The organism is Erythrobacter westpacificensis, from assembly GCF_039542285.1.
In the GTDB taxonomy this organism is placed as follows: Bacteria; Pseudomonadota; Alphaproteobacteria; order Sphingomonadales; family Sphingomonadaceae; genus Alteraurantiacibacter; species Alteraurantiacibacter westpacificensis.
This window is the reverse complement of the sequence record NZ_BAABHV010000010.1, coordinates 189799-214537: the sequence shown is the minus strand read 5'-3', so window position 1 is coordinate 214537 and position 24739 is coordinate 189799. Positions and strand designations below refer to the sequence as shown.

The window sequence follows — 24739 nt, the reverse complement described above, 5'->3', positions numbered from 1 at the left end:
ATGCCGCTGTTCCTAGACGACGACCAGGAAACCCTCGCTGACACCGTACGCCCCTTCATGGCGAGCGAGGCGCCGGTCTCTCACCTGCGCACGCTTCGCGATGCGGACGATCCCGCGGGGTTCAGCCGCGATCTTTGGCGGCAGTTCGGCGAGATGGGCTTCACCGGCGTGCTGGTGGACGAAGGTGACGGCGGCCTCGGCATGGGTCATGTCGAAGCCGGAATCGTGCTCGAAGAAATCGGCCGCAACCTCACCCCCTCGCCTTTCATCGGCACGGCGGTGGGCGCGGTCGAGGCGCTGCGTGGCGCAGACGCGGCGCTGAAGCAGGCGTGGTTGCCGGGCATCGTCGCGGGAGAGACCGTCGCCGCGCTGGCGCTGGACGAGGGCGCAAAGCACCGCCCGCGCCATGTTGCGCTGAAGGCAGAGCGGCAGGGCAACGGTTTTCGCCTCTCGGGCGCGAAGCAGTTCGTGGCCTTCGGGCACGAGGCGGACCTGCTGATCGTTTCCGCCCGCACATCGGGCGATTTAGCGGACGAGGACGGCGTGACTCTGTTCGCCGTGCCGTGCAGCCAGCCGGGCATCACCGTCAACGCCGAGCGGCTGGCCGACTCCAGCTTTGCGGCGCGCGTGGACTTGGACGGCGTGGAACTGGACGGCAGCGCCGTGATCGGCGAGATCGACGGCGGCAGGGCATTGCTCAACCGCGTGCTGAGCGCAGTGCGCGCCGGTGCCTCTTCCGAAATGGTGGGCGTTGCCGAAGGGGCGAGCGCCCTGACGCTCGACTACCTCAAGCAGCGCAAGCAGTTCGGCCGCGTGATCGGCAGCTACCAGGCGCTGCAACACCGCGCAGCGCACCTCTACAGCGAAATGGAGGTGGCCCGCGCCGCCACGCTGAAAGCGCAGCAGTCGCTCGATACAAGCAGCGCCGATGCGGACCGCGATGCTTCCGTCGCCAAGGCGATGACGGGCATGGCCAGCGGCCTTGCGGTGCGCGAGGCGGTGCAGATGCACGGCGGCATCGGCATGACCGACGAATACGACATCGGCTTCTTCATGAAGCGCCAGCGCGTGCTGGCCGAAATGTTCGGCGATGCCGATTTCCATGCGGACCTGTTGGCTCGGATGGAGGGGTATTGAAGGGCTCAGGCCCACCCCGCTGCGACTAGGCGGCAAGCCGCCAAGTCTCGCTCCCCTCCCGCATGCGGGAGGGGTAGTGAAGCTTGGTGAGCCATAGGCGAACCTAGCTGCAACGGGGAGGGCGCGGTCCCGAAATCAGGCCGCGCGCATCAGCTCGATATAGCGGGCAAGGTGCTCATCCTCGTCACCCAGCAGGTGGCCGAGGATCACCATGCGTTTCGCATAGTGCGACAGCGGCAGTTCCCAGGTCATTCCGATGCCGCCGTGGATCTGGATGGCTTCCTCCGCCGCCAGATTGCCCACCTTGCCGAGCGTGTACTTCGCCGCGGCGACGAAGCGATCGCGCTCCGGCTTGTCGAAAAAGGCCGCCGCATTGATCGAGGAGGAACGCGCCTGCTCGATCTCCAGCGCCAGCGTCGCCATGCGGTGCTGCAAGGCCTGGAACTTGCCGATGGGCACGCCGAACTGCTTGCGGGTGCGCATGTATTCCAGCGTCTGATCGCGCAACTGGTCCATCACGGCAACGCCTTCCCACGAAAGCGCCACGACGCCGGCCGCCTCGGCCTCGGCAATGGTATTGGCATCGACGCCGGAAAGGAGCTTCGCCGGAGCGCCCGAGAGGTGCAACTCGCCGCCCGAGCCGCCATCCACCATCCTGTAATCGGACACGGAAACGCCTGTCCCGCCTGCTTCCACGAGGAATGCCTTGTCACCTGCCGTGACCACGATCAGGTCCGCCGCGCCGAGGTAGCCGACCACGCCTTTCGAACCGTCGAGCGTCCAGTCCTCGCCCGAGCCGCTGGCGGTAACATCGCGGTCCTCCCCGCTATCGGCATCGTGCGCCGGAGCGTGCGCCAGCGTCACGATCTTTTCGCCGCCGATCACGCTTTCCAGTGCCTCGCTCTCGCCAGCGGCGGCCAGCAGGTGCCCGGCCATCAGCGTTTCGAGGAACGGCCCTGTTGCAATGGCACGGCCCACTTCGGCGAACACCACGCCGATATCGAAGGCGTTGCCGCCAAAGCCGCCGACGTCTTCGGAAAACAGCGCGCCCAGCACGCCCAATTCGGCCAGTTCGCTCCACATCGCCCGATCGAAGCCGTGTTCGGTCTCGATCATCTTGAGGCGTTTTTCCCAGTCGAAATTCTTGGCAAGAAAGCGGGACATCGTGTCCGCCAACATCTGGCGGTCTTCACCGATTGCGAAATCCATGACGATCAGAGCTCCAGTATGGCCTTGGTGATGATCTCGCGCTGCACCTCGTTGGAGCCGCCGAAGATCGAAAGCTTGCGATTGTTGAAATATTGCGAGGAAACAGGGCCGGTCCATTCGGGGCCGACGGGCGCGCCGTTGTAGCCTTCCTCCAGGCTCTCCGCGACGAAGGGCTGGGCGTAGCGGCCCGCCGCGCGGCGCATCAGCGCGCCGATTTCCTGCCGGATTTCGGTGCCGCGGATTTTCAGCATGGAGCTTTCCGCCACGGGCGCACCGCCCTTGCCCGCCGCATCCAGCACGCGCAGGTTCGTGGTCTTCATGTTCTCGAGGTCGATCTCCAGCCGCGCCAGCCGCTGCGCGAACAGCGGATCGTCGATCAGCAGCGTGCCGTTCTTCTTCGTGGTGCGGGCAATGTGCTTCAACTGCTCCAGCGCCGCCATGCTCGCGCCGATCCCGGCAATGTTCGTGCGCTCGTACGTCAGCAGGTACTTGGCGTAGGTCCAACCCTTGTTCTCCTCGCCGACGAGGTTGCTGACAGGCACCTTAACATCGGTGAAGAACACCTCGTTCACCTCGGCATCGCCGTCCAGCAGCTTGATCGGGCGCACTTCGATGCCGGGCGATGTCATGTCGATCAGCAGGAAGGAGATACCCTCCTGCTTCTTGCCGCTGCTGTCGGTGCGCACGAGGCAGAAGATCCAGTCGGCATGTTGGCCCAGCGTCGTCCAGGTCTTCTGGCCGTTGACGATATAGTGGTCGCCTTCCCGCACCGCGCTGGTCTTCAGGCTGGCGAGGTCGGACCCGGCGCCCGGCTCCGAATAGCCCTGGCACCACCAGTCCGTGCCATCGAGGATGCGCGGCAGGTAGTGCCGGCACTGTTCCTCGGTGCCGTACTTGATGAGCACGGGCGCGAGCATGGACAGGCCGAAGGGCACGATGCGCGGCGCGTGGGCCATCGCGGTCTCGGTCTCGAAAATGAACTTCTGCATCACCGACCAGTCGGTGCCACCATACTTTTCCGGCCAGTGCGGGGCGAGCCAGCCCTTCTCGTTGAGGATGGCGTGCCATTCCTCCATATCGGCCTTGGTCAGGCGCTTGCCCTCGCGCACCTTGCTGGAAAGACGGGCAGGCAGCTTTTCCTTCAGGAACGTGCGGACTTCCTCGCGGAAGGCTTCTTCTTCTGGCGTATATTCAAGGTTCATGGCTTCTCTCGCTTACGCAGGAATTTCGAACAGGCCGGCAGCGCCCATGCCGCCCGCGACGCACATGGAGACGACGGCGTAGCGTTCACCGCGCCGCCGCGCCTCCAGCAGCGCCGCGCCGACGAGCCGCGATCCGGTCATGCCGAAGGGGTGGCCCAGCGCGATGGCGCCGCCGTTGACGTTGAGCCGCTCGGGATCGATGCCGAGATGGTCGCGACAATAGAGCGCCTGGCTGGCAAATGCCTCGTTGATCTCCCACAGGCCGATTTCGCTCACCGAGAGCCCGGCGCGGTCGAGCAGCTTGGGGATCGCGAAAACGGGGCCGATGCCCATCTCGTCGGGTGCGCATCCGGCGGAGGCGAAGCCGCGAAACACGCCCAGCACCTCGCGCCCCTCGGCCTCTGCCGTGGCGCGGTCCATCAGCACCTGCGCCGCCGCGCCGTCCGAAAGCTGGCTGGCATTGCCCGCCGTGATGTGCTGGCCTTCCTTCACTTTCGCGCCGTCCCCGAAGACGGGATTGAGGCTCGCCAGCGCCTCGTAAGTGGTGCCGGGACGGATGCCTTCGTCCGCTTCCAGCGTCACCATCTCGCGGCCTGTCTCGCTGCCGTCCTTGGCCCGGATCACTTTCTCGGTGGTGAGCGGGACGATTTCCTCGGCGAGGCGGCCCGCCTCTGTCGCGGCGGCGGCGCGCTGCTGGCTTTCCGCGCCGAACTTGTCCTGCGCCTCGCGCGAGACGTCGTAGCGCTCGGCCACGATCTCGGCGGTCTCGATCATCGCCATGTAGGCGTCCGGCTCGTGTTCCAGCACGTTGGGCGATCGCCAGGATGGATCGACAATGCCCGGCACCATGGTGAGCGAGATGGATTCGCAGCCGCCCGCCATCAGCACGTCGGCATCGCCTGCCATGATGCTGCGCGCGGCCAGCGCCACCGTGGTGAGGCCGGAAGCGCACTTGCGGTCCAGCGTCATCGCGGGAACGCTCTGCGGCAATTTGCTGCCGAACACGCTCATGCGGCCAAGGTTGTAGAACTGCGGGCCGTACTGGTTGCCGCAGCCCCAGTAGAGGTCCTCCACCCTTTCCGGTTCTATCCCGGCGCGATCGAGCGCGGCGTCGATCACGTGGGCGGCCAGCCGGTCCGGCATGGTGGCGTTGAACGCGCCGCGGTGGGCCTTGCCGATGGGCGTGCGGGCGGTGGAAACGATGGCGGCTTCGCGGGTCATGACCTCGCTCCCGGTTTGGCCTTCAGGTCGGTGTATTTGCTGAATTCATTGCGGGCGATGGCGCGGTTGTGGACCTCGTCCGGCCCGTCGGCGAAGCGCAGCGTGCGGGTGCTGGCCCAGGTCGCGGCCAGTTCGTGATCGCTGCTGACTCCGCCGCCGCCGTGCGCCTGGATCGCATCGTCGAGGATGGCGAGCGCCATGCTGGGCGCCTGCACCTTGATCATGGCGATCTCGTTCTTGGCGGCCTTGTTGCCCTCGCGGTCCATCATGTCGGCGGCCTTGAGGCACAGGAGGCGGCTCATCTCGATGTCGATGCGGGCGCGGGCCACGCGTTCTTCCCACACGCTCTGCTGGTAGATGAACTTACCGAACGCGACACGGGCTGTGAGGCGGCGGCACATGGCCTCCAGCGCCTCTTCCGCAACGCCGATCGTGCGCATGCAGTGATGGATGCGACCGGGGCCGAGGCGGCCCTGCGCGATCTCGAACCCGCGCCCTTCGCCCAGCAAAATGGCGTCGGCGGGCAGGCGCACGTTATCGAGCGTGATCTCCGCATGGCCGTGGGGTGCATGGTCGTAACCGTAGACGGTCAACATCCGTTCGATGGTCACGCCGTCCGTATCCATCGGCACCAGGATCATGGACTGGCTGCCGTGGCGCGAGCCTTCGGGATCGGACTTGCCCATCACGATGGCCACCTTGCAGCGCGGATCGCCCGCGCCGCTGCTCCACCACTTGCGGCCGTTGATTACCCACTCGTTGCCGTCGCGGATGATGCTGGCCTCGATATTGGTGGCATCGGAGGAAGCGATGTCCGGCTCAGTCATCAGGAAGGCGGAGCGGATCTCGCCGTTCATCAGCGGGGTGAGCCAGCGGTCCTTCTGTTCGCGCGTGCCGTAGCGGTGCAGCACTTCCATGTTGCCGGTGTCGGGCGCGGAGCAGTTGAACACCTCGCTGGCCCAGTAAACGCGGCCCATTTCCTCCGCACACAAGGCATACTCCAGATTCGAAAGCTGCTCGCCCTCGAAGGTGAAGCTGTCGTCCACGTGGGCTTGCCCGGAGTGGGGCGGCATGAACAGGTTCCACAGGCCAGCCTCTCGCGCGACGGGCTTCAGTTCCTCGATCACCGGGTTCGGCGCCCAGCGGTCTCCCGCAGCCGCCGCCGCCTTGTAATCGGCCTGTCGCGGCCTGATTTTCTCATCGATGAACTGTTTGACGCGGTCGCGCATGGCGCGCTGGCGGTCGCTAAGGTTGAAATCCACGTTTGCCCTATCCTCTCAACGGGCCCTCTCCACGGCACCGAACTTTCGAAGCAATGTCCGAATGCACCTTTTTGGGCCGCTTGTCTACATACGCAATCTTCAGGTTCCAAAAATTCGCCTTGGCAAAGCGCGCCAATTCAGCGAACCTGCGAATCCTGAAAGTCATGCCGGATGGAGAGCATAGTGAAAGCAGCCGTATTGCGCGCGGTGGGTGAGCCGCTGCAGGTCGAGGATGTCGCCATTTCGAAGCCCGGACCGCGCGAGGTGCTGATCCGCGCGGCGGCCACCGGCGTGTGCCATTCGGACCTGCACTTCGTGGAAGGTCACTACCCGACCGCGCTGCCCACGGTGCTGGGCCACGAATGCGCAGGGATCGTGGAGCAGGTGGGCAGCGAAGTGCGCACCGTCGCGCCGGGCGATCACGTCGTCACCTGCCTCTCCGCTTTCTGCGGACACTGCGAGTTCTGCGTGGGCGGGCACCTGTCGCTGTGCAACGAGCCCGATACCCAGCGCCCCAAGGATGCCGAGCCGCGCCTAGGCACGGCGGATGCATCGATGGCGCAGTTCCTCAACCTGTCGGCCTTCGCCGAGCAGCTGCTGATCCACGAGAACGCCTGCGTGAAAATCCGCAAGGACATGCCGCTGGATCGCGCCGCCCTGCTGGGCTGCGCCACGATCACCGCCTATGGCTCGATTGTCCGCACGGCGGAGGTGAGGCCGGGGCAGAGCGTTGCCGTGATCGGCTGCGGCGGGGTGGGGCTATCCACCATCAACGCGGCGCAGATCGCCGGGGCCGGGCGCATCATCGCCATCGACATGGTGGCGGAAAAGGAACAGCTCGCCCGCGACTTCGGTGCGACCGATTTCATCGACGCGTCCGAAGGCGACGTGTGGAAGAAAGTGCTCGGCCTGACGAACGGCGGGGTGGACCACGCCTTCGAGGCGATCGGCCGCGCGGACACCGCATCAGACGCCTTCCGCATGCTCCGCCGCCGGGGCATTGCCACGGTGATCGGCATGATCCCGGTGGGCCAGAAGGTGACGCTGAACGGTTATGAACTGCTCCAGGAAAAGCAGCTGCGCGGATCGATGATGGGATCGAACCAGTTCCCCGTCGACATTCCGCGCCTTGTCGATTTCTACATGGCCGGAAAACTGAAACTGGACGAAATGATCTCGCGCCGCATCCAGCTATCGCAGGTGAACGAGGCTTTCGAGGAAATGAAGGGCGGCAAGATCGCGCGGTCGGTGATAACGTTCGATTGATGGGGGAGTGCCGCCTGCGGTGGAAAGCGAACGCTCGCCGGACCGCTGCCGGCGCGGTCGATCATATCAGGCCGGCGGTGAACGCCACGTAACCGGCATAGCCTGCCACCAGCAAGGAGCCCTCGACTCGTGAGAGCCTGCCGCCGGTAAAGGCGAACAGCATCACGATGGCGGAAACGGCAAGCAGCACCAGCAGGTCAACTTGAAGAATACCCGCCGGAATCTCGGTTGGGGCGACAATTCCGGTTACCCCTCCGATAAAGAGAACGTTGTAAATGTTCGAGCCAAGGACGTTACCGAGAGCAATCTCTCCCTGGCGCTTGATCGCGGCAATCGCGGACGTCACCAGTTCCGGCAATGAAGTACCGACGGCCACGACCGTCAATCCGATGACCTCGTCCGAAACGCCGAGACTGGCCGAAATCGTGATTGCAGCATCGACGAGCAAGCTGCCTCCCCAAACAATGAGAGCTATGCCCGCAACCAAGGAAGCGGCCGCCAGCACAATCGATCCTTGAGGCTTGGCAGAAGGAACGAGTGCGGGATCGATCTCCTCGAGTGCCAACGCCTTGTCGTAGGCCGCGCCATGACCCGCCCCTGCCTTTTCCTGCCGAAATGCAAGATACACGTAGGCAAACATCCCCACCACCAGGAGGATACCGACGCCCCGGGTAAGGCCGAGTGTATAACCTGCCGCGATCAGTATCGCTGCGCAGACCAGTCCTGTTCCGCCATCGCGCCAGAGAACCCCGCGAGGAACCGCGAAGGGAGAGAGCGCAACCGCCAGACCGAGGATCAGCAAGAGGTTCGCTATGTTCGAGCCCACGATATTGCCAAGAGCGATACCCGGCGAACCGGCAAGGGCGGCCTGAACGCTCGCCGCGAGTTCGGGCATCGAAGTGCCCATCCCCACGATCGTGAGGCCAATGAGCATCGGCGAAAGGCCGAGATGTTCGGCAATGCGAACAGCGCCGCGCACCAGGAGTTCGCCACCGGCGATCAGAAGGACGAGACCGAGAACAAGCAGCAGGTATGTCATGGCAGAAGGTCCAGTGCGACGCGGAGGCCGCCCAGCAGGGCTGCAACCGCTGTTGCAACCGCTGCGCGAGCATTCAGGATGCGAGCGCGGTTGAGCGCGGTCACCAGGCGGTTCAGATCCGCGTGGTTGAAATCCTCGAACTTGCTGACCCTGCGCTGGGGCTTGCCCGCAGCTTGCAGCCAGAACCAGGCAGACATTACCGCTGCGACGACAATGGTCACGTCCAGCACGTAGAGCGCTATTTCCACAAGACCGCTCCGAACCAACGGATTGGCGCGTCACTGGCTGTAGTCGTGAATTTCATTTCGAACCTCGTCCGATCAAATGATCTGGGAAAACCACTTGTTCCGACATCGCGATGCATGGGGAGCTATCGCCAGAGGGGCCCGGTAACTCGCGACAGATATGAGAGCCGCCAAGGTTTACAAGTGGCGGTGGGTCGAGCAGTTCACATTTCTTGAAGAGCCGCACGGAGGCATGCGGCAGGGAATTTTGGACGGAGAGCAGATGAATTTCGAGATTCCTTCAGCACTCTACACTTCCGACGTTTTTGCATCGGTTTCCCTCATTGTGGTCCTGCTTGTGGCGAGGCTGATCGCAGGCCGCGCCCTGCGGCGCAGAGACGATCTCACACAGCAAGTCGCGCGCCGCTGGACCGCGAATTTCCGCAACGTGCTGATCCTCGTAGCGGTAATCGGTCTCATCATGATCTGGGCACCGCAGTTGCGGACTTTCGCCCTGTCGCTCACGGCGGTCGCAGTCGCCATTGTGGTGGCGACCAAGGAACTGATCCTATGCCTGTCCGGCGCGGCGCTGCGCACTTTCACGCGCGCGTTCTCTGTGGGAGACGTGATCGAGGTGGGCACGACGAAGGGGGAGGTTCTCGATCTCAACCTGCTGGCGACGCGGCTGAAGGAATTCGAGAGCGCCGACGGGTCGATCGTGCCGACAGGCCGCACGATTACCCTTCCGTACAGCTTGCTGTTCACTCTGCCTGCAAAGGTCCTGCCTCACGCAAAAGGGACTATAGAGCACGCCTTCGAAATGACCTTCGAGCCCGATGCAGACGTCTTCGCCATGAACGAGGACCTGCTTGAGGTCGCTGAAATGGCGCTGGCCGACAATGTCGCCGACACCGGAACCACGACATCCTCGGGTCATCAGAGAGCGCGTTGCCGGATCAACTTCGGGACGAGTGAAATCGGCAAGTATCGTCTCGAAATCATTCTGTTCGGTCATCTGCCCGATCCGCAAGGCGCGGAGAACGCGGTTACTCGCGCAATCGGCTCACTGGTGCATTCGCGGCAACGAATTACTGTCGGGGCGTAGTAATTGCTCTGTCCGCAATCGGGTCGAACGAGGTGCCTGCCTGAATTGAACAGACACGCCCGCCCTATCAATCCGCCGTCTCGAACAACCCGCGCAGGTCCTTCTTCAGGATCTTGCCATTGGCGTTGCGTGGCAGGGTGTCGTCGGTGAAGGCGATCCGCACCGGCACCTTGAAATGGGCGAGGCGCGCGGCGACCCATTCTTGCAGTTCCGCCTCGCTCGCGCTTTCGCCGCTGGCGAGGTGGACGACGGCGGCGGGTTCTTCCCCAAGCTGGCGATGCGGCAGGCCGATCACGGCGGCGTCGCTGACGGCGGGGTGCTCGTAGAGGACGTTCTCGACCTCGCTCGAATAGATGTTCTCGCCGCCGCGGATCACCATGTCCTTGGCCCGGTCGACGATATAGCAGAAGCCTTCCTCGTCGAGGCGCGCAAGGTCGCCTGTACGCATCCAGCCGTCGACGAAGCTTTCCGCCGTTGCGTCGGGCCTGTTCCAGTACCCTTTCGCCACCATCGGTCCGAAGGCGTAGAGCTCGCCCACTTCGCCCACGGGCAATTCGCGCGTGCCGTCCAGCGACATGATCTTCAGGTCCGCCACGGCCACCGGCGGGCCGCAGCTGTCGGGGCGGTTCAGATAGTCCTCCGCCACATGGCCCGTTACCGTCGCCATCGTTTCCGTCATGCCCCAGCCGCTGCCGGGCGCCGCGCCGAATTCGTCGTGGATGCGCCGCACCAGTTCGGGCGCGGCGGGCGCGCCGCCGTAGGTGATGAGTTCGAGGCTGGAGAGATCGTAGTCCCCGCGCGCCGGGTGATCGAGCAATTGCCAGGCGATCGTCGGCACGCCGCCTGTCAGGTTCACCCGCTCGCGCTCTATGATGCGCATGGCTTCCTCTGCGTCCCAGTGGTGCATGAACACCATCGTGTGCCCGCTGACGAAATAGCCGACCATGGCGGCGGAGCAGGCGGTCACGTGGAACAGCGGTATCACCAGCAGCACGGTCTTCGGCTCCGGTTCGGGCGGCATCTCGCCCCGGCGCAGCGGCGCGAAGGCGAGGTTGTACTTGCTGGAAAGCACGTTGGTGCAGATGCTGCGATGCGAGCCGAGCGCACCCTTGGGATTGCCGGTGGTGCCGCTGGTGTAGAAGATGGTGGCATCGTCGTCCGGCGCGATGTCGGCGGGAGGCAGGCTCTGATCGGGCAGGTTGGCCCAGGCGTCGCTGGTGCCGAGAATGTCTTCCAGACGCCGCGCGCCTTCCAGCGGGGCTTCGGCGCGCGAGACGATGCAGGTTTCAAGATCGGGGAGATTGTCCCTGATTTCGCTGACGCGGACCCACCGCTCGGCATCGCAGATGATCGCCTTGCTGCCCGAATCGCCAAGGCCGAACGCCAGTTCCTCGGCGGTCCACCAGGCATTGATGGGCACACAGATCGCGCCCAGCGCGGTGATGGCGAAAAAGGCGACCGGCCATTCGGGCAGGTTGCGCATGGCCAGCGCCACCCGGTCCCCCTTCTCGATGCCGCATTCGCGCAGGTGACGGGCGAGGGCGGCGGTCGCGCGGAAACCCGCTTCGTAGCTCACGCGCTCGTCACGGTAGATGGTGCACAGCGTATCGCCGTGGGCGCGCGATGCCTCCACGATGGCGCGCAGCGTGGGCAGGGCGTTCTTCCACACGCGGGTGGGGCGGCCTGCGATGGCAACCGTCTCCATCTCGAACGGCTGGCCGGGCGCGGTCAGCATGGCGCGGACTTTCGCGTGGCTCACAGCGGGCCAGTTTGCAGGTGGCGCCCAGCGTTCTCTCATGGCGCTTTCCGGGCCGGCATCGGTCATGGGCATCTCTCTCCTTGGTGCCGAGGATAGGCATGTGCGGGCCGGATTCGCAAGGGGTAGGATTGCCAATCCTGAAAATAGGGTATGACTCCGGAGCGTTTGGTGAACGAAGCTTTCGCAGCTTGAGCGGAACGTCGGGTATGTGCCGGGGCGAGGAATGACGGTGAGCAGCGTTCCGGGTTCGGCCGTGCAGTACCGATGCCGAGGTGCCGAGCACTTGCGCGGCTTGCATTCGGGGCGCGCGATCCTGCTTCTAACGTCAGTCGCCTGGCGATGCGCTCGCCCAATTCCCGGCGCGCGCGATGGCGACTGGTCCGCACTCGCTCGCGATACCCGCGGCATGGGATAATTGTGCCCCGCCGGTAACACATCGAACCCGTCAGGATACCCGATATTCAAATTACTTGATTAGCTGTGAACAAAGGCGCACACATGGGGCCATGCAGACGAAGGGCGCTGTACCGACTGTAGGAGGGCGTGGGAAAGAGCCGGGCAAACGGCCACCCACGTCCCGGATGCACGGCGTACCTCGCAAAGAAAAAGGTTCAGTTGGGAGAGAGCTATGAAACCGGTTTTTCGTCAGTCCATCGCCTATGGCGCGCTTGCCTGCGCCATCGTCGGCATGCCCTCGGTCGGCTTCGCGCAAGAAGCAGATGCCGCGCAGGAGGAGGCCGATGACCGCAATGTGATCGTTGTGACGGCACAGGGCCGTGCCCAGTCGCTGGCCGACGTGCCTATCGCGGTCTCGGCCATTTCGGCAGAAATGCTGGAGCAGTCCGGCACCACCGATATCCGCGAACTGAACCAGATTGCACCGTCGCTGCTGGTGTCCTCCACCGGCAACGAGGCCAACGGCTCGGCCCGAATTCGTGGCATCGGTACGGTTGGCGACAACGCCGGCCTGGAAAGCTCGGTCGCGGTCTTCATCGATGGTGTCTATCGCTCGCGCTCCGGCAACGCGCTGTCCGAACTCGGCCCGATCGAGCGGGTGGAGATCCTGCGCGGCCCGCAGGGCACCCTTGGCGGGCGCAATTCCACCGCCGGCCTCATCAACATCTACACCGCGCCGCCCGAATTCGACCTCAACGGCTACGGCGCCTTCACCTATGGCAACTACGATGCCATGCGCTTCGAGGCCGGGATCAACGCACCCCTGAGCGATACGATCGCGGCGCGCGTGGACGGCGTCTATTTCAAGCGCGACGGTTTCTACAACGATGTAACCAACGACGTCGACGTGAACGATCGCGACCGCTACCTCGTGCGCGCGCAGGCCCTGTTCGAGCCCAATAGCGACGTCAGCTTCCGCCTGATCGCCGACTATTCGAAGAAGGACGAGGCATGTTGCGCGGCCACTTTCGTGCAGCCCGAATTCGCGCCGCTCGCCGTCATCAGCCCCGGCCTCGATCCGTTCACCAAGCCCACGCCCGGCAGTCCCGCGCTGACCAGCACGAGCAACCCCATCGTCAACGTCCTGCTGGGCCTCGGGCAGGATCCGCGCGCGCTGAACCAGGACACGTTCAACCGCGATATCTACCCCACGGCCGGTCGCAGCTACGACGGCGAGACCGAGGACTGGGGCCTTTCCGGCGAACTGAACTGGACTTTCGGCGATGTCACACTGACCTCGATCACCGGCTATCGCGAATACTCCAACTTCCAGGGGTCGGACACGGACTACACCACGGTCGACCTGCTCTACCGCGCACCAAACGAATTCGGCGGAGCGCGCGCGTTCGAGACGTTCACGCAGGAAATCCGCCTCAACGGCTCGCTGTTCAACGACCGGCTCGACTGGCTGGTGGGCGGCTACTACGCCAACGAGAGCCTGCGCTCGCAGGACAACCTGCGCTTTGGTGCGGATTACGGCACGTTCGTCAGCTGCCGCATCGCGCTCGCCATCAATCCGGCGCTGGCCAATCCCGCGGCCGACAACTGCCTCGGCGCGGGGGTTGCTTTCCTCGACGGAACGGTGGGCGACCCGGCTTTCGGACCCGCCACGCCGCTGATCATCGCGGGTATCAACAACCTGGCGCAGGTGAGCGATCTGGGCGGCACGGGTGACGTGTATGACCAGGACAGCGAGAACTTCGCGATCTTTACGCACAACATCGTGCACCTGACCGACACGATCGACCTGACGCTGGGCCTTCGCTACACGAGCGAGCAGAAGGATTTTTCCGCCACTTTCGGCAACGACAACACGATCTGCCCCACCAACCGCGCAATCCTTTCGCCGCTGTTGCAGGTACCGACTCTGGCCGGGCTTGCGGGCGGCCTGATCGCGCTGTCATGCCAGGGCAATTCGACAGCCGAGCTGGACGGCGTCTCCCTCTCCGATTCGCGGGACGAGGATGAGCTGACCGGCACCGCCGTGCTGTCGTGGCAGCCCAACCCGGACCTGCTGATCTACGGCAGCTATTCGCGCGGCTACAAGGCGGGCGGGTTCAACCTCGATCGTTCCGCGCTGGCCAACCCGGTGTTCTTCAATGTCAATGCGATCGATGTTTCGAACCTGCAGTTCGAGGAAGAGACCGTCGACGCCTTCGAGATCGGCGTGAAATATACCAGCCGCCCGTTCTCGGCCAGCATCGCGGCGTTCCGGCAGGAGTTCTCCAACTTCCAGCTGAACACCTTCAACGGCTCTGTCTTCCTTGTGCAAAACATCAATTCGTGCAGCACTTCGCTGGGCGGGGCCGACCAGGATGGCAGCGCCGCGACAGGGTCGTGCAGCCCGGACAACGTTCAGCCGGGCGTGGTGGCGCAGGGCTTTGAACTGGAAACCACGTTCAACCCGCTGGTGGACCTGACGCTGGCCTTCGGCCTCACCTATGCCGATACCAGCTACGAGAACGACCTGATCGGCGACGATACCGGCGCGCCGCTCGACCCCGCGCTGCGCCTGCTGCCGGGGGACAACCTGTCGAACGCGCCGGAAATCGCGGCAACCGGCTCGATCAGCTGGACGCCGGACCTGGGGACGTCGGGCCTGCGCGGCCTCGTCTACCTGAACGCGCGTTCGGTGGGGGCCTACAACACCGGGTCGGACCTTGCTTACGGCAAGGAGCAGGAAGCCTTCACCATCGTCAACGGGCGCATCGGCATTTCCGGTGACGACCGTGGCTGGTCGCTGGAGTTGTGGGCAAACAACATCTTCGACAAGGATTACACGCAGGTGGCTTTCAACACGCCGTTCGTCGCGCCGCAGCAGACCTACTCGGCCTACCTTGCGGAGCCGCGCACATACGGGATCACGGTTCGCGCCGGTTTCTGAAGCCGCCCGTTCCCGCTATCGCACGAAGGGCCGGGGCGCGTTTCCCGGCCCTTTTGTTTTCAGCCGCTGAATTTCAGCCTGTGAGGAGATCGCCTTGACCACCTTTGCCGACATGCTGACCCTCGATGCAGCAGGCGAGGGAAGCTGGACGGGCAAGCCCGGGCCGGGCGTGGGCAAACGCATGTTCGGCGGGCACGCGCTGGCGCAGGCGCTGATGGCGGCCTGCGAGGCGGAGCCGGATGCAGATCGCCTGCCGCACTCGCTGCACGCCCATTTCCTCCAGCCCGGCGACGCGCGCGAACCCATGCGTTACGATGTGACGACGCTGGGCACGGGGCGCAGCTTTGCCCGCCGCCGCGTGGAGGCCATGCAGGTTGACAGGCACGTGCTGACGATGACGGTTTCGGCGCAAGGAGATGAGGACGGGCTTTCCCATGCTGCCGCCCCGCCCGACATCGGCGATTTCGACAGCGCGCGCCGGGCGCTGGAGCAATGGCAGGACGCGCAAGGCAACCTGCGCCGGCTGCCGGTGATCGGCGACCTTGGCCTGAGGCCCATCGAAGTGGTGCCCGCCGATGCGCCTTCGCTGTTCGGCGATGCGCCGCATCCACCTGGCTCTGCCGTGTGGATGCGGGCGCGCGAGGGGGGCGCGGTCAGTCCGGCGATGGCCCGCGCGCAGCTGGCCTATGCGTCGGACATCCTGTTCCTGCGCAATGCCCTTTTGCCGCACGGCGTGCGACCGGGCGAGGAGGGTATCCAGATCGCCAGCCTGGATCATGCCATTTGGTTCCACACGACGCCGGATTTCGGCCAATGGCACCTCCTGGCAGGCGAAAGCCCGTGGGCAGGCAAGGGCAGAGGCCTCAGCCGCGGACACTTTTTCACTGAGGACGGCATCCTGGTAGCCACCGTCACGCAGGAAAACCTCATGCGCGTGACGGGCGGCCGCCCGGCCGAGAGGTTGCGCGAGAGGGGCTGACGATGTCGGCAACGGCGTGCACCTGCGCCCGCTATCGCGCGGTGGCAGCGTCCGCGATGCGTTCGCGCAGCCATGACAGGCCGGGATCGTCCTTACGCGTGGCGTGAAACTGCATCATCTCGCGCATCGGCGGTATGGCAAAGGGCATCTCCATGACGCGCAGGGGAAGGTGCCTTGCCATCAGCCGGGCCAACCGTTCGTGCATGACGCAAAGCAGGTTCGTCTCCGGCACGAGGTAAGGTGCCTGGATGAAAGAGGGCGCGCGCACCACTATGCGTCTCTCGATGCCCTGGCTCTTGAACCACTGTTCCGCAAAAGTGAACTGGCGTCCGACGCTGACGGCAACGTGACCGGCATCCTCGAAAGCCTGCCGTGACAGAGGGGCATCGACGACCGGGTTGCCGCTCCAGCCGACGGTGACGTGGTTCTCCTCGAAAACCATTTCGCACGGATGGTCCGGGTGGACGAAAGCCTCGGGCGTCAGCAGCAGGTCCAGTTCCCCGTTGGCGAGGGCGATCTGCTGGGCTGGTCCCGGAAGCTCGAAGCTGAAGGCAATCCCTGGCGCTTCCGACAAGAGCGCGGTGACGAGCGGGGCCAGCAGCACCGTGGTCACGTAGTCCGACGCGGCGATGCGGAAATGGCGTTCCGACTGACCCGGATCGAAACGGCCCTGGCGGGCGATCAACGCGCGCAGTTCGAAAATCTTTTCCGCGATCTCCGGCTGCAGGGCCAGTGCGAAGGGCGTGGGGATCAGCTTCTTGCCATGCTGCGACAGGATATCGTCCTGAAAGCTCTCGCGCAGGCGCTTGAGCGAAGCGCTCATCGCCGATTGCGTGACGTTCAGCCGGTTGGCAGCCCGCGTCACGCTCTGCTCCTGCATGAGGACATCGAAAGCGACGAGCAGGTTCAGATCGAAATTGTCGAGACGCATGAACCATCGATATCAGTGATGGTTTTCGATGAAAACAAAAAATTGGACTAAAGGACTGTCGCGGTGAGAAACGTTCGCAACGAGCTGCCGCGAAGCAGACCCACCGGGAGAGAACCATGCGAAAGTTTCTTGTCGCCACATCGGCGATAGCGATTGCCTTCACCAGCCAGCCTGCGCTGGCCCAGGACAACCAGGACGAGAGCACCGAGGCCGAGCGCGCCGGCGGGCTCAACGTCATTACCGTTACCGCGCAGCGCCGCGAGGAAAGTCTGCAGGACGCGGCGATTCCGATCAATGCCGTCAGCGGCGAGGAGCTGGAGCGGACCGGGGTGGTCGACGTGACGCAGCTGAACAAGGTCGCGCCCGCGCTCTACGTGCCGGAATCGGGCGGCGCCAACGTTGGCTATTTCATTCGCGGCGTCGGCAACTTCGCCAATAATGGCTACACGAACCCCGCCGTCGCCTTCAACCTGGACGGGGTCTACATCGGTCGCCCGTCATCGACCGTGGCATCGTTCCTCGACGTGAACCGAGTCGAGGTGCTCAAGGGGCCGCAGGGCACTCTCTACGGCCGCAACGCAACGGGCGGCGCGGTGAACGTCATTCCCAACACGCCGCGCCTGGGTGTGCTGGAGGGCAGCGTCAGCGCGCAATACGGCAATTACGATGCGATCGAAACGACCGGCGTCGTCAACCTGCCCATGGGGGACCGCGTGGCCGCGAGGCTGGCGGGCACATATTCGGAGCGGGACGGCTATTACGACGACGGCACCGGCGCGAAGGAAGACCTGGCCCTGCGCGGACAGCTTTTCTTCGAGATTTCGCCTGCCGCCGATATCCGCCTATCGGCCGACTATTCCACGCAGAAGGGCACCGGGCCGGGCATCGATATCGACGGTGTCTATACCTTCGCGCCGTTCACGCCCGATGCCACGGTTCCAAACTGGCAGTTCATCGCCGCACCTGCGTCGGTGCGCGAGCCCTTCACCGGCCTGTTCGCGCCGCAGTCGCTGGAATTCATCGAGGACAACGCCACCGCAGCGCCGCTCTATTCGCCGGTAACGGGATACGATTATCCCTACAGGGACGATGAATACTGGGGCATCAACGCCGAGTTCAATCTCGATCTGGGCGCAGCCGATCTGGTGGTCATTCCGGCCTACCGTCGCTCAGAGCTGGACAACCAGTTCAACGGTGCACCGTTCAAGGCCGGCATAAACCAAGATACCGCAGAGCAGTTCAGCATCGAGGGACGCCTGTCCGGCGATACCGGTCCGCTCGAATGGTTGCTGGGCGCATACTATTTCGATGAAAGCGTCGAGGGGCTGAACTCCTACAACCAGTTCTCGACCGTCTCCTTCCAGGATTTCGCCACCGATACCGAATCCGTCGCCGTTTTCGCGCGCGCCAGCTTCAGCGTCACTGAGGACTTCCGCGTGGTCGGCGGCATTCGCTACACCGACGAGAGCCGTTCCATCGACGCGCTGTCGATCAGCACGACCGGCGTATGCCTGATAGAGCCGGAGTTCGGACCGCCCAGCTGTCCGCAGGTGCCCACTATCCCGGTCGGCTTGACCTTGCAGGAGTCGCTGGCGCAGCTCGATCCGTCGCTGTTCCCTGCCGGTTCTCCGCTCGATAGCCCCGTGCCCTACGGAGCATTCCCTTACGGCCCGTTCGGCGCGATGGGACCGCAGGCGCTGCTCATCAACACGCCCACCCAGATCGTGCGCAGCTCGGGCGACGACGAGATCACCTGGCGCGCTGCGCTGGAATACGACGTGACGCCCGACAACCTCGTCTACGCCAGCTTCGAGACGGGCTTCCGCGCGGGCGGGTTCAACCTCACCTTCGGGCAGGAGGAGTACGACCCGGAATATATCGATGCTTACACCATCGGTTCGAAGAACAGCTTCTTCGACAATCGCCTGCAGCTGAACTTTGAAGCGTTCTACTGGGACTACAGCGGGCAGCAGCTTGCGGCCCTGGGCGTGGACGATCGCGGCAACAATTCGTTCTACACCCGCAACGTGGGGCAATCGTCCATCAAGGGTGCGGAGATCGATTTCCAGGCCCTCCTGACGGAGACGACCCTGCTGCGCGGCGGCGTGCAGTATCTGGACGCGACGTACGATTCCTTCGTCTACGACCAGGTCGATCTGTCGGACGACACCGATCCGCCCAACTTCCTGACGCCGATCACGGGCTGCGACTACACCCAGAACCTCGGCGCGCAGCGCAGCTTTACCATCGACTGTTCGGGCAAGCCCGCTCTCAACGCACCGGACTGGACGATCAACCTTGGCGTGCAGCAGACGTTCGAGATGCGCGATTACGAAGTCATCGCCACGCTCGACGGGCGCTACCGCAGCGAGAGGGAGGTCGGTTTCAACTATCTTCCCACGGGCAACGCAGGGGACGATGTGACGATCGATGCGAGTATCTCGCTGGTGCCCTACGACAAGGGCTTCACGGCCAGCGTTTTTGTCCGCAATCTCACCAACGAGTCGATGCGCTCGCTCTACCAGCTGGGCGCGGCGAACGTGGCTTCGTCGACGTTCGAGCCGCCGCGCACCTTCGGTGTCCGGGTCGGGTACGCGTTCTAGGGCTCGGGGGAGAGGTATGAAGGACCTGAACATACTTGTGATCGGGGGCGGCATCGGGGGCATGACCTCGGCCATTGCGCTGCGCCGTGATGGCCATTGCGTAAGCGTAATCGAGAAGGACCCCGAGTGGGCGGTTTATGGCGTGGGCATCATCCAGCAGGGCAATGTCCTGCGGGCGATGAAGGAACTCGGCCTGCTCGACGATTACATGGACGCAGCGGTCGGTTTCGATTTCGTGGCCGTGCACGCGCCCGACGGAACACAGGTCGCCAAGGTGCCCAGCCCGCGGCTGGTGGACGGTTATCCCGCCAATGTCGGCATCGGTCGCCCTGCGCTTCACAAGGTGCTGGGCGATCGCACCATCGCGGCAGGGGCCGATGTGCGCCTCGGCGTGACTGCAGAGACGATCGAGGACGACGGCGAGGGCGTTACGGTCCGCTTCTCCGACGGCAGCGAGGGGCGCTACGATATCGTGATCGGGGCGGACGGTGTCTATTCGGACACCCGGTCGAAGGTCATGCCGGATGCCGAGAAACCGGAGTACACGGGGCAGGCGGTGTCGCGTTACAACCTGCCGAGGCCGGACCATCTTGATTCCCTGCACGTCTACAATGGACCGACCGGCGTCGGCCTGGTGCCGATGAGCGAAAAGCTCATGTACATGTACGTCACCACGCCCGAGCCCGGTAATCCCTGGTACGACAAGCAGGGACTGGCGAAGGCCATGCGCGAAAAGCTGGCGAAGGCGCCGCCCGCAATCCGCGAGATGGCAGAAGCGATCACCGACGACGAAGGCGTGGTCTACCGTCCGCTGGAAGCCATGATGCTCTACGGCCCCTGGCACGAAGGCCGCGTGGTGCTGCTGGGCGATGCCGTCCACGCGACGACGCCGCACCTGGGGCAGGGCGCGGGCATGGCGATCGAGGACAGCATCGTGCTGGCCGAGGAGCTGGCGAAGGCGGACACGCCGCAGGAGGCTTTCGAAGCCTACCGCGAGCGCCGCTTCGAACGCTGCAAGTATATCGTCGAGAGTTCGCTGGCGATCTGTCACGGGCAGATCGGCAAGGGCCCGGCGATCGACAACCACAAGGCTACCGCGGAGATGTTCGAAGTCACCGCGCAGCCGATCTGAACCCCAGTTTTTCGAGGGACAAGCAATGAGCCGAGTAACCGAAATCCGCTACGTGGGATACGGGGTCGAGGACTTCGACGCCGAGCGTAAGTTCTATGCCGAGGACTGGGGCCTCGTCGAAGTCGCCGATGCAGACGGCATGGCGTGGTTCAAGACCCACGGGCATGACGAGCACCACGTCGTGCGCCTGCACGATACCGGCACCAACTGCATCGAGGTGATCGCGCTGGCGGCGGATAGCCGCGAGGACATCGACGACCTGCACGCCAAGGTGGCCGAAGCGGGGTGCAAGATCATCCACGAGCCGCGCGATATCGACGCGCCGGGCGGCGGCTATGGCTTCCGCTTCTTCTCCCCCGACGGCCTGCCGTTCGAAATCTCCGCAGGTGTCGAGAAACTCGACAAGCGGGCGATGCAGCGGTGGGAAGGCCTGCCGGTGAAGATCAGCCACATCGTGCTGCATTCGCCGGATCACCACGCGGCGGTGAAATTCTTCACCGACGTGCTGGGCTTCAAGGTCAGCGACTGGCTGGGCGACTTCATGTGCTTCCTGCGCTGCAACAGCGCGCACCATCGCCTCGCCCTGCTGCCGGGGCCGCCCTGCCTGAACCACGTTGCCTTCGACATGCTGGGCGCGGACGACATGCTGCGCGGCGTCTCGCGCCTGAAGCAGCGCGATATCGACATCAAGTGGGGACCGGGTCGCCACACGGCGGGCGACAACACGTTCAGCTATTTCTGCACGCCCAGCGGCTTCGCGGTGGAATATACCGCCGAGCTGGAGGAAGTGGATTTCGAGACGTTCGAGCCGACCGTCTACGAGCCCGGTCCGCGTATCATGGACCAGTGGGGCATCGGTGTGGGCGGGCCGCAGACCATGCCCAAGGCCGAACCCGATCCCTGCCTGTTCAAGCCGGCGGAGGTCTGAACGCGTGGCACTCTACTCTCCTTTCAAGAACTACATCTGGAACCTCAGCGTCGCCATCGCCATGGAAAGCGGCGGGCGCATCGGCGAAATCGTCGACATGTGCCAGCCGATCCTCGATGCGGCGGACAAGGGGGACGATGCCGGCACACCCGAATTCATGCGGGCCTGGGCAGCGATGGGGCACAAGCTGCTGGAACTGGCGGCCGAGGACGAGGCCAGGGGCCGCGCCTTCTCCGCTTCGGAAAAGATGGAACGCGCATCGCTATACCTGCTGGTGGCCGAACGGATGCAGGGCCACGGCACCAAGGGGCGCGAGGAAACCTACGCACTGGCCCGCGAAACGTTCGACAAGTCCACGAGGCTCGGCAAGATCAACCGCGAGCGCATGGAAATCCCGCTCGAGAACGGCACGATGTCGGCGCTCTACACCCGCGCGCCGGGCGAAGGGGAACGCCCTTGCGTGATCTACTGCAACGGCCTCGATAGCTGTAAGGAGATGCTCTACTGGTCGCGCCTGCCCGAAGCGCTGGCGCGCCGCGGTGTCTCCACCCTGTGCGTCGACCAGCCCGGCACCGGAGAGGCGCTGCGTCTGCAGAACCTGCCGGTCGATCCGCATTCGGAAAGCTGGGCCAGCAAGGCGGTCGACTGGCTGGAAGCGCAGCCGGACGTCGACAACGCCCGCATCGGCATGACCGGCATCTCGCTGGGCGGACATTTCGCCCCGCGCGCCGTCGCCTACGAACCGCGCTTTGCCAGTGGTGCCGTGTGGGGCGCGAACCACAACTGGCGCGAGGTACAGGACAAGCGGATGGAGCGCGAAGGGGAGAACCCCGTGCCGCACTACTGGGCGCACGTGCACTGGGCTTTCGGCGCGAAGGACCAGGACGATTTCCTGGAAAAGTCAGAGGGCATGAACCTCAACGGCCACATGGACCGGATCAAGGTTCCGTTCCTCGTCACCCACGGCGCGCATGATCGGCAGATCAGCGTGGGCTATGCCGACGATCTCTACGACCAGCTCGTCAACTCGCCCCGCCGCGAGAAGGTCATCTTCACCGAGCGCGAGGGCGGGGTGGAGCACGTGGGTGCCGACAACATGAGCTATGGCCGAGACCTGATCGCGGACTGGTTTGCCGAGACGCTGGGTGGCCATACCGCGTGATGCGGCTGTGGTTCGCCCCGCAGACCTGCGCGCGCGTGACACTCACGGCGCTGGAGGAGATCGGCAAGCCGTTCGAGACGCGGCTGATTGCTTTCATGGCGGGCGAGCACCGGCAACCGGAATTCCTCTCGGTCAATCCGTCGGGCAAGGTTCCCGCGCTGGAAACGGACGACGGCGTGATAGTGCAGAATGGCGCGATCCTCAGCTACCTTGCGGATACCAATCCCGATGCAGCCCTGCTGCCCCGGCCGGCCGATGCAGCAGGGCGCACGCGTATTCTGGCCGAGTTGTTTCGTTGCTCCAGCGACCTGCATCCGCTGGTGACGCGCTTCGTCATGGCTTCGATGATCTCCACCGACGCCGAAGATGCGCCGCGCATCCGCGCAAAGGCGGCCGAGGGGCTGGCGCTGCAACTCGCGCCGCTGGAAAGCAGGATGAGCGAGCAGCCGTGGATGCTGGGGCAGGATTGGTCGATCCTCGATGCCTACCTTGCCTGGATATGGTTCCGCATAACAGGAATGGGCTTCGACGAAGCCGATTATCCCGCGTTGCAGCGACACCATGCGAGGGCCTGCGAACGCCCGAGCGCGATCGCCGCGCTGGACCAGGAAGAGCGGGCGCAAGACGAACTCAGGGCGCGCGGACTGTTCTTCCAGCCGCCGGTGCCCGGAAAGACAAAATGAGGAGGGTGCAATGACAAAGCTGACAGGACCGACCCGGCGCATCGTCACCGGGCATAACGCCAGCGGCCAGGCGATCATCCAGGAAGATGGCCCGGTGCCCCGCTACCAGAAGATCGGCGGAGAGAGCGGCCCGATGTTTCACGAGGTCTGGAATACGACCGAAACGCCCGTCCGCATCGATGCTGCCAGCGGGGAGCCGCCGGAAGACGGCATCAAGCTGGCCCCGCCGAAGAACGGCACGCGCATCCGCGTGCTCGACATCCCGCCCGATGGGGACAAGCTGAATGACGTGATGCCCGAAGAGGCGCGCGCGCACTTCGCCGAAGTGGGCGCGGGCGACGCTTCCTCGCACACCGGTGCTGGAACGAAGCACGCGCACATGCATCGCACCGAGACTGTCGACTACGGCATCGTGCTGGAAGGCGAACTGGTGCTGATCGTGGACGAGGGCGAAACCGTCTGCCGCGCGGGCGACATCATCATCCAGCGCGGCACCAATCATGGCTGGGCAAACCGGACCGACAGGAACTGCCGCATCGCCTTCATTCTGATCGACGGAACGTTCGACGAAGGTCTGGCCTGATGCGGCTCGCTACACGCGTCAACGGCAAGCCAGACGGCGAACTGGTGGTTGTTTCCGCCGATGGTTCGCGCTGTCTTCCGGCGGGACCGCAACTGCCGAGCCTTCTCGCCGCGATGGACGACTGGGGGGCGGCGACGCGGGATCTCGAGGGGCTGGCACAGCGCCTCGAGCAGGGCGAGGGCCATACCCTCGATCCCGCGTCGCTGATGGCTCCCCTGCCGCGTAGCTGGCAGTGGCTCGACGGGTCCGCTTTCCAGACCCATGCGGACCTGATGCAGGTTGCTTTCGACACCGATCCGCTGAACCCCGAACGTCCCTTGATGTACCAGGGCATGTCCGACCGTTTCCTCGGGCCGCGCGAGGACGCGGTATTCGCCAGTGAGGATGGCGGTATCGATTTCGAGGGCGAGTTCGGCGTCATCGTCGATGCCGTGCCGATGGGCGTCAGTCCGCAAGAGGCGATGAAGCACATCCGACTGGTGGTGCAGATCAACGACTGGTCGCTGCGCGCCTATGCCGTGCCCGAAATGAAGACCGGCTTCGGCTTCATCCTGGCCAAGCCCGCCTGCTCCGTCGCGCCATTTGCCGTGACGCCGGATGATCTGGGCGAAGGGTGGCAGGACGGGCGGGTCTGTCTCGATCTCCACATCGATTGGAACGGGGAGCGGTTCGGCAGGGCCAACGGGCGCGAGATGTCTGTAGGTTTCCACGAGCTTGTCGCCCATGCGGCAACCACGCGCGACCTGGTGGCGGGCACGATCATCGGTTCGGGCACTGTTGCAAACGGGGATTACGCCGAGGTCGGCTCGAGCTGCATTTCCGAACGCCGCGCGATCGAGATCATCGCGCGGGGCAAGCCCGAAACGTCCTTCATGCGCTTTGGCGATGCGATCCGAATGGAGGCGAAGGCCAGGGACGGCGCCTCGCCGTTCGGCGTTATCGATCAGAAGGTCGTCAAGCGCGGTTGATCCGCG

Annotated in this window: 20 protein-coding genes; 12 read left to right on the top strand and 8 right to left on the bottom strand. The window is 64.5% G+C overall.

The annotated features are described in order from the left end of the window. Positions 1-1137, top strand: coding sequence for an acyl-CoA dehydrogenase family protein (locus ABFX23_RS08955; protein WP_346032753.1), 1137 nt, complete (start codon positions 1-3; stop codon positions 1135-1137). 135 nt (positions 1138-1272) lie between these two features. On the opposite strand, the gene ABFX23_RS08950 is transcribed toward ABFX23_RS08955, so the two are convergent. The 4 genes from ABFX23_RS08950 to ABFX23_RS08935 are packed head-to-tail and all read right to left on the bottom strand — an operon-like array spanning position 1273 to position 6031. Then, positions 1273-2346 (bottom strand): acyl-CoA dehydrogenase family protein, encoded by a 1074-nt coding sequence (locus ABFX23_RS08950; protein ID WP_346032752.1) that lies wholly within the window; start codon positions 2344-2346, stop codon positions 1273-1275. Positions 2347-2351: 5 nt separating this feature from the next. Next, positions 2352-3548: an acyl-CoA dehydrogenase family protein gene (locus ABFX23_RS08945; protein ID WP_346032751.1), complete on the bottom strand. Its 1197-nt coding sequence runs from the start codon at positions 3546-3548 to the stop codon at positions 2352-2354. 12 nt (positions 3549-3560) lie between these two features. Continuing rightward, positions 3561-4769 carry a thiolase family protein gene (locus ABFX23_RS08940; RefSeq protein WP_346032750.1) on the bottom strand — a complete coding sequence of 403 codons (1209 nt, stop codon included), beginning with the start codon at positions 4767-4769 and terminating at the stop codon, positions 3561-3563. Continuing rightward, positions 4766-6031, bottom strand: coding sequence for an acyl-CoA dehydrogenase family protein (locus tag ABFX23_RS08935; RefSeq protein WP_346032749.1), 1266 nt, complete (start codon positions 6029-6031; stop codon positions 4766-4768). The genes ABFX23_RS08940 and ABFX23_RS08935 overlap by 4 nt, the downstream gene beginning before the upstream one ends. Before the next feature lie 183 nt (positions 6032-6214). On the opposite strand from ABFX23_RS08935, the gene ABFX23_RS08930 reads away from it, so the two are divergent. Beyond that, positions 6215-7297: a Zn-dependent alcohol dehydrogenase gene (locus ABFX23_RS08930; protein ID WP_346032748.1), complete on the top strand. Its 1083-nt coding sequence runs from the start codon at positions 6215-6217 to the stop codon at positions 7295-7297. A 61-nt stretch (positions 7298-7358) separates the two neighbouring features. Here ABFX23_RS08930 and ABFX23_RS08925 read toward each other — a convergent pair whose 3' ends face one another. Together ABFX23_RS08925 and ABFX23_RS08920 are read right to left on the bottom strand one after the other, a co-directional pair. Continuing rightward, positions 7359-8336, bottom strand: a complete 978-nt coding sequence (locus tag ABFX23_RS08925) for a calcium/sodium antiporter (protein ID WP_346032747.1) — start codon at positions 8334-8336, stop codon at positions 7359-7361. Further along, entirely contained in the window at positions 8333-8584 is a 252-nt protein-coding gene (locus ABFX23_RS08920) for a hypothetical protein (RefSeq protein WP_346032746.1), read from the bottom strand. Before ABFX23_RS08920 ends, ABFX23_RS08925 begins: the two co-directional genes overlap by 4 nt. 259 nt (positions 8585-8843) lie before the next feature. Between ABFX23_RS08920 and ABFX23_RS08915 the strand changes: the two genes are divergently transcribed. After that, the gene (locus tag ABFX23_RS08915; protein ID WP_346032745.1) at positions 8844-9665 is read left to right on the top strand and encodes a mechanosensitive ion channel domain-containing protein; all 822 of its coding nucleotides are present in this window, start codon (positions 8844-8846) and stop codon (positions 9663-9665) included. Positions 9666-9732: 67 nt separating this feature from the next. Here ABFX23_RS08915 and ABFX23_RS08910 read toward each other — a convergent pair whose 3' ends face one another. After that, positions 9733-11490 (bottom strand): class I adenylate-forming enzyme family protein, encoded by a 1758-nt coding sequence (locus tag ABFX23_RS08910; RefSeq protein ID WP_346032744.1) that lies wholly within the window; start codon positions 11488-11490, stop codon positions 9733-9735. A 562-nt stretch (positions 11491-12052) separates the two neighbouring features. Here ABFX23_RS08910 and ABFX23_RS08905 point away from each other — a divergent pair. Continuing rightward, positions 12053-14764: a TonB-dependent receptor gene (locus ABFX23_RS08905; protein ID WP_346032743.1), complete on the top strand. Its 2712-nt coding sequence runs from the start codon at positions 12053-12055 to the stop codon at positions 14762-14764. Positions 14765-14858: 94 nt separating this feature from the next. After that, positions 14859-15743 (top strand): acyl-CoA thioesterase, encoded by an 885-nt coding sequence (locus tag ABFX23_RS08900; protein WP_346032742.1) that lies wholly within the window; start codon positions 14859-14861, stop codon positions 15741-15743. Between the two features lie 31 nt (positions 15744-15774). Here the strand turns inward: ABFX23_RS08900 and ABFX23_RS08895 are convergent, their stop codons facing one another. After that, entirely contained in the window at positions 15775-16674 is a 900-nt protein-coding gene (locus ABFX23_RS08895) for a LysR family transcriptional regulator (protein WP_346032741.1), read from the bottom strand. 116 nt (positions 16675-16790) lie between these two features. On the opposite strand from ABFX23_RS08895, the gene ABFX23_RS08890 reads away from it, so the two are divergent. Genes ABFX23_RS08890 through ABFX23_RS08860 form a run of 7 tightly spaced genes read left to right on the top strand, consistent with a single transcriptional unit; the run spans position 16791 to position 24733 of the window. Next, positions 16791-19277, top strand: coding sequence for a TonB-dependent receptor (locus ABFX23_RS08890; protein ID WP_346032740.1), 2487 nt, complete (start codon positions 16791-16793; stop codon positions 19275-19277). A 16-nt stretch (positions 19278-19293) separates the two neighbouring features. Beyond that, positions 19294-20409 carry an FAD-dependent oxidoreductase gene (locus tag ABFX23_RS08885; protein WP_346032739.1) on the top strand — a complete coding sequence of 372 codons (1116 nt, stop codon included), beginning with the start codon at positions 19294-19296 and terminating at the stop codon, positions 20407-20409. A 25-nt stretch (positions 20410-20434) separates the two neighbouring features. Continuing rightward, the gene (locus ABFX23_RS08880; RefSeq protein WP_346032738.1) at positions 20435-21337 is read left to right on the top strand and encodes a VOC family protein; all 903 of its coding nucleotides are present in this window, start codon (positions 20435-20437) and stop codon (positions 21335-21337) included. 4 nt (positions 21338-21341) lie between these two features. Then, a complete protein-coding gene (locus ABFX23_RS08875) occupies positions 21342-22499 on the top strand; it encodes an alpha/beta hydrolase family protein (RefSeq protein WP_346032737.1) in 1158 nt (385 codons plus the stop codon). Next, positions 22499-23182 carry a glutathione S-transferase family protein gene (locus ABFX23_RS08870; RefSeq protein WP_346032736.1) on the top strand — a complete coding sequence of 228 codons (684 nt, stop codon included), beginning with the start codon at positions 22499-22501 and terminating at the stop codon, positions 23180-23182. Before ABFX23_RS08875 ends, ABFX23_RS08870 begins: the two co-directional genes overlap by 1 nt. 10 nt (positions 23183-23192) lie before the next feature. Beyond that, positions 23193-23765 (top strand): cupin domain-containing protein, encoded by a 573-nt coding sequence (locus ABFX23_RS08865; RefSeq protein ID WP_346032735.1) that lies wholly within the window; start codon positions 23193-23195, stop codon positions 23763-23765. Next, on the top strand, positions 23765-24733 hold the full coding sequence (locus tag ABFX23_RS08860) for a fumarylacetoacetate hydrolase family protein (RefSeq protein WP_346032734.1): 969 nt from the start codon (positions 23765-23767) through the stop codon (positions 24731-24733). Before ABFX23_RS08865 ends, ABFX23_RS08860 begins: the two co-directional genes overlap by 1 nt. The last annotated feature ends 6 nt before the right edge of the window (positions 24734-24739 follow it).

What these genes read in the sequence shown, in the direction of transcription:
- ABFX23_RS08955 (WP_346032753.1), top strand. Translation starts at nt 1, where the DNA reads ATGCCGCTGTTCCTAGACGACGACCAGGAAACCCTCGCTGACACCGTA.
- ABFX23_RS08950 (WP_346032752.1), bottom strand. Translation starts at nt 2,346, where the DNA reads ATGGATTTCGCAATCGGTGAAGACCGCCAGATGTTGGCGGACACGATG.
- ABFX23_RS08945 (WP_346032751.1), bottom strand. Translation starts at nt 3,548, where the DNA reads ATGAACCTTGAATATACGCCAGAAGAAGAAGCCTTCCGCGAGGAAGTC.
- ABFX23_RS08940 (WP_346032750.1), bottom strand. Translation starts at nt 4,769, where the DNA reads ATGACCCGCGAAGCCGCCATCGTTTCCACCGCCCGCACGCCCATCGGC.
- ABFX23_RS08925 (WP_346032747.1), bottom strand. Translation starts at nt 8,336, where the DNA reads ATGACATACCTGCTGCTTGTTCTCGGTCTCGTCCTTCTGATCGCCGGT.
- ABFX23_RS08915 (WP_346032745.1), top strand. Translation starts at nt 8,844, where the DNA reads ATGAATTTCGAGATTCCTTCAGCACTCTACACTTCCGACGTTTTTGCA.
- ABFX23_RS08910 (WP_346032744.1), bottom strand. Translation starts at nt 11,490, where the DNA reads ATGACCGATGCCGGCCCGGAAAGCGCCATGAGAGAACGCTGGGCGCCA.
- ABFX23_RS08905 (WP_346032743.1), top strand. Translation starts at nt 12,053, where the DNA reads ATGAAACCGGTTTTTCGTCAGTCCATCGCCTATGGCGCGCTTGCCTGC.
- ABFX23_RS08895 (WP_346032741.1), bottom strand. Translation starts at nt 16,674, where the DNA reads ATGCGTCTCGACAATTTCGATCTGAACCTGCTCGTCGCTTTCGATGTC.
- ABFX23_RS08890 (WP_346032740.1), top strand. Translation starts at nt 16,791, where the DNA reads ATGCGAAAGTTTCTTGTCGCCACATCGGCGATAGCGATTGCCTTCACC.
- ABFX23_RS08885 (WP_346032739.1), top strand. Translation starts at nt 19,294, where the DNA reads ATGAAGGACCTGAACATACTTGTGATCGGGGGCGGCATCGGGGGCATG.
- ABFX23_RS08880 (WP_346032738.1), top strand. Translation starts at nt 20,435, where the DNA reads ATGAGCCGAGTAACCGAAATCCGCTACGTGGGATACGGGGTCGAGGAC.
- ABFX23_RS08870 (WP_346032736.1), top strand. Translation starts at nt 22,499, where the DNA reads ATGCGGCTGTGGTTCGCCCCGCAGACCTGCGCGCGCGTGACACTCACG.
- ABFX23_RS08865 (WP_346032735.1), top strand. Translation starts at nt 23,193, where the DNA reads ATGACAAAGCTGACAGGACCGACCCGGCGCATCGTCACCGGGCATAAC.
- ABFX23_RS08860 (WP_346032734.1), top strand. Translation starts at nt 23,765, where the DNA reads ATGCGGCTCGCTACACGCGTCAACGGCAAGCCAGACGGCGAACTGGTG.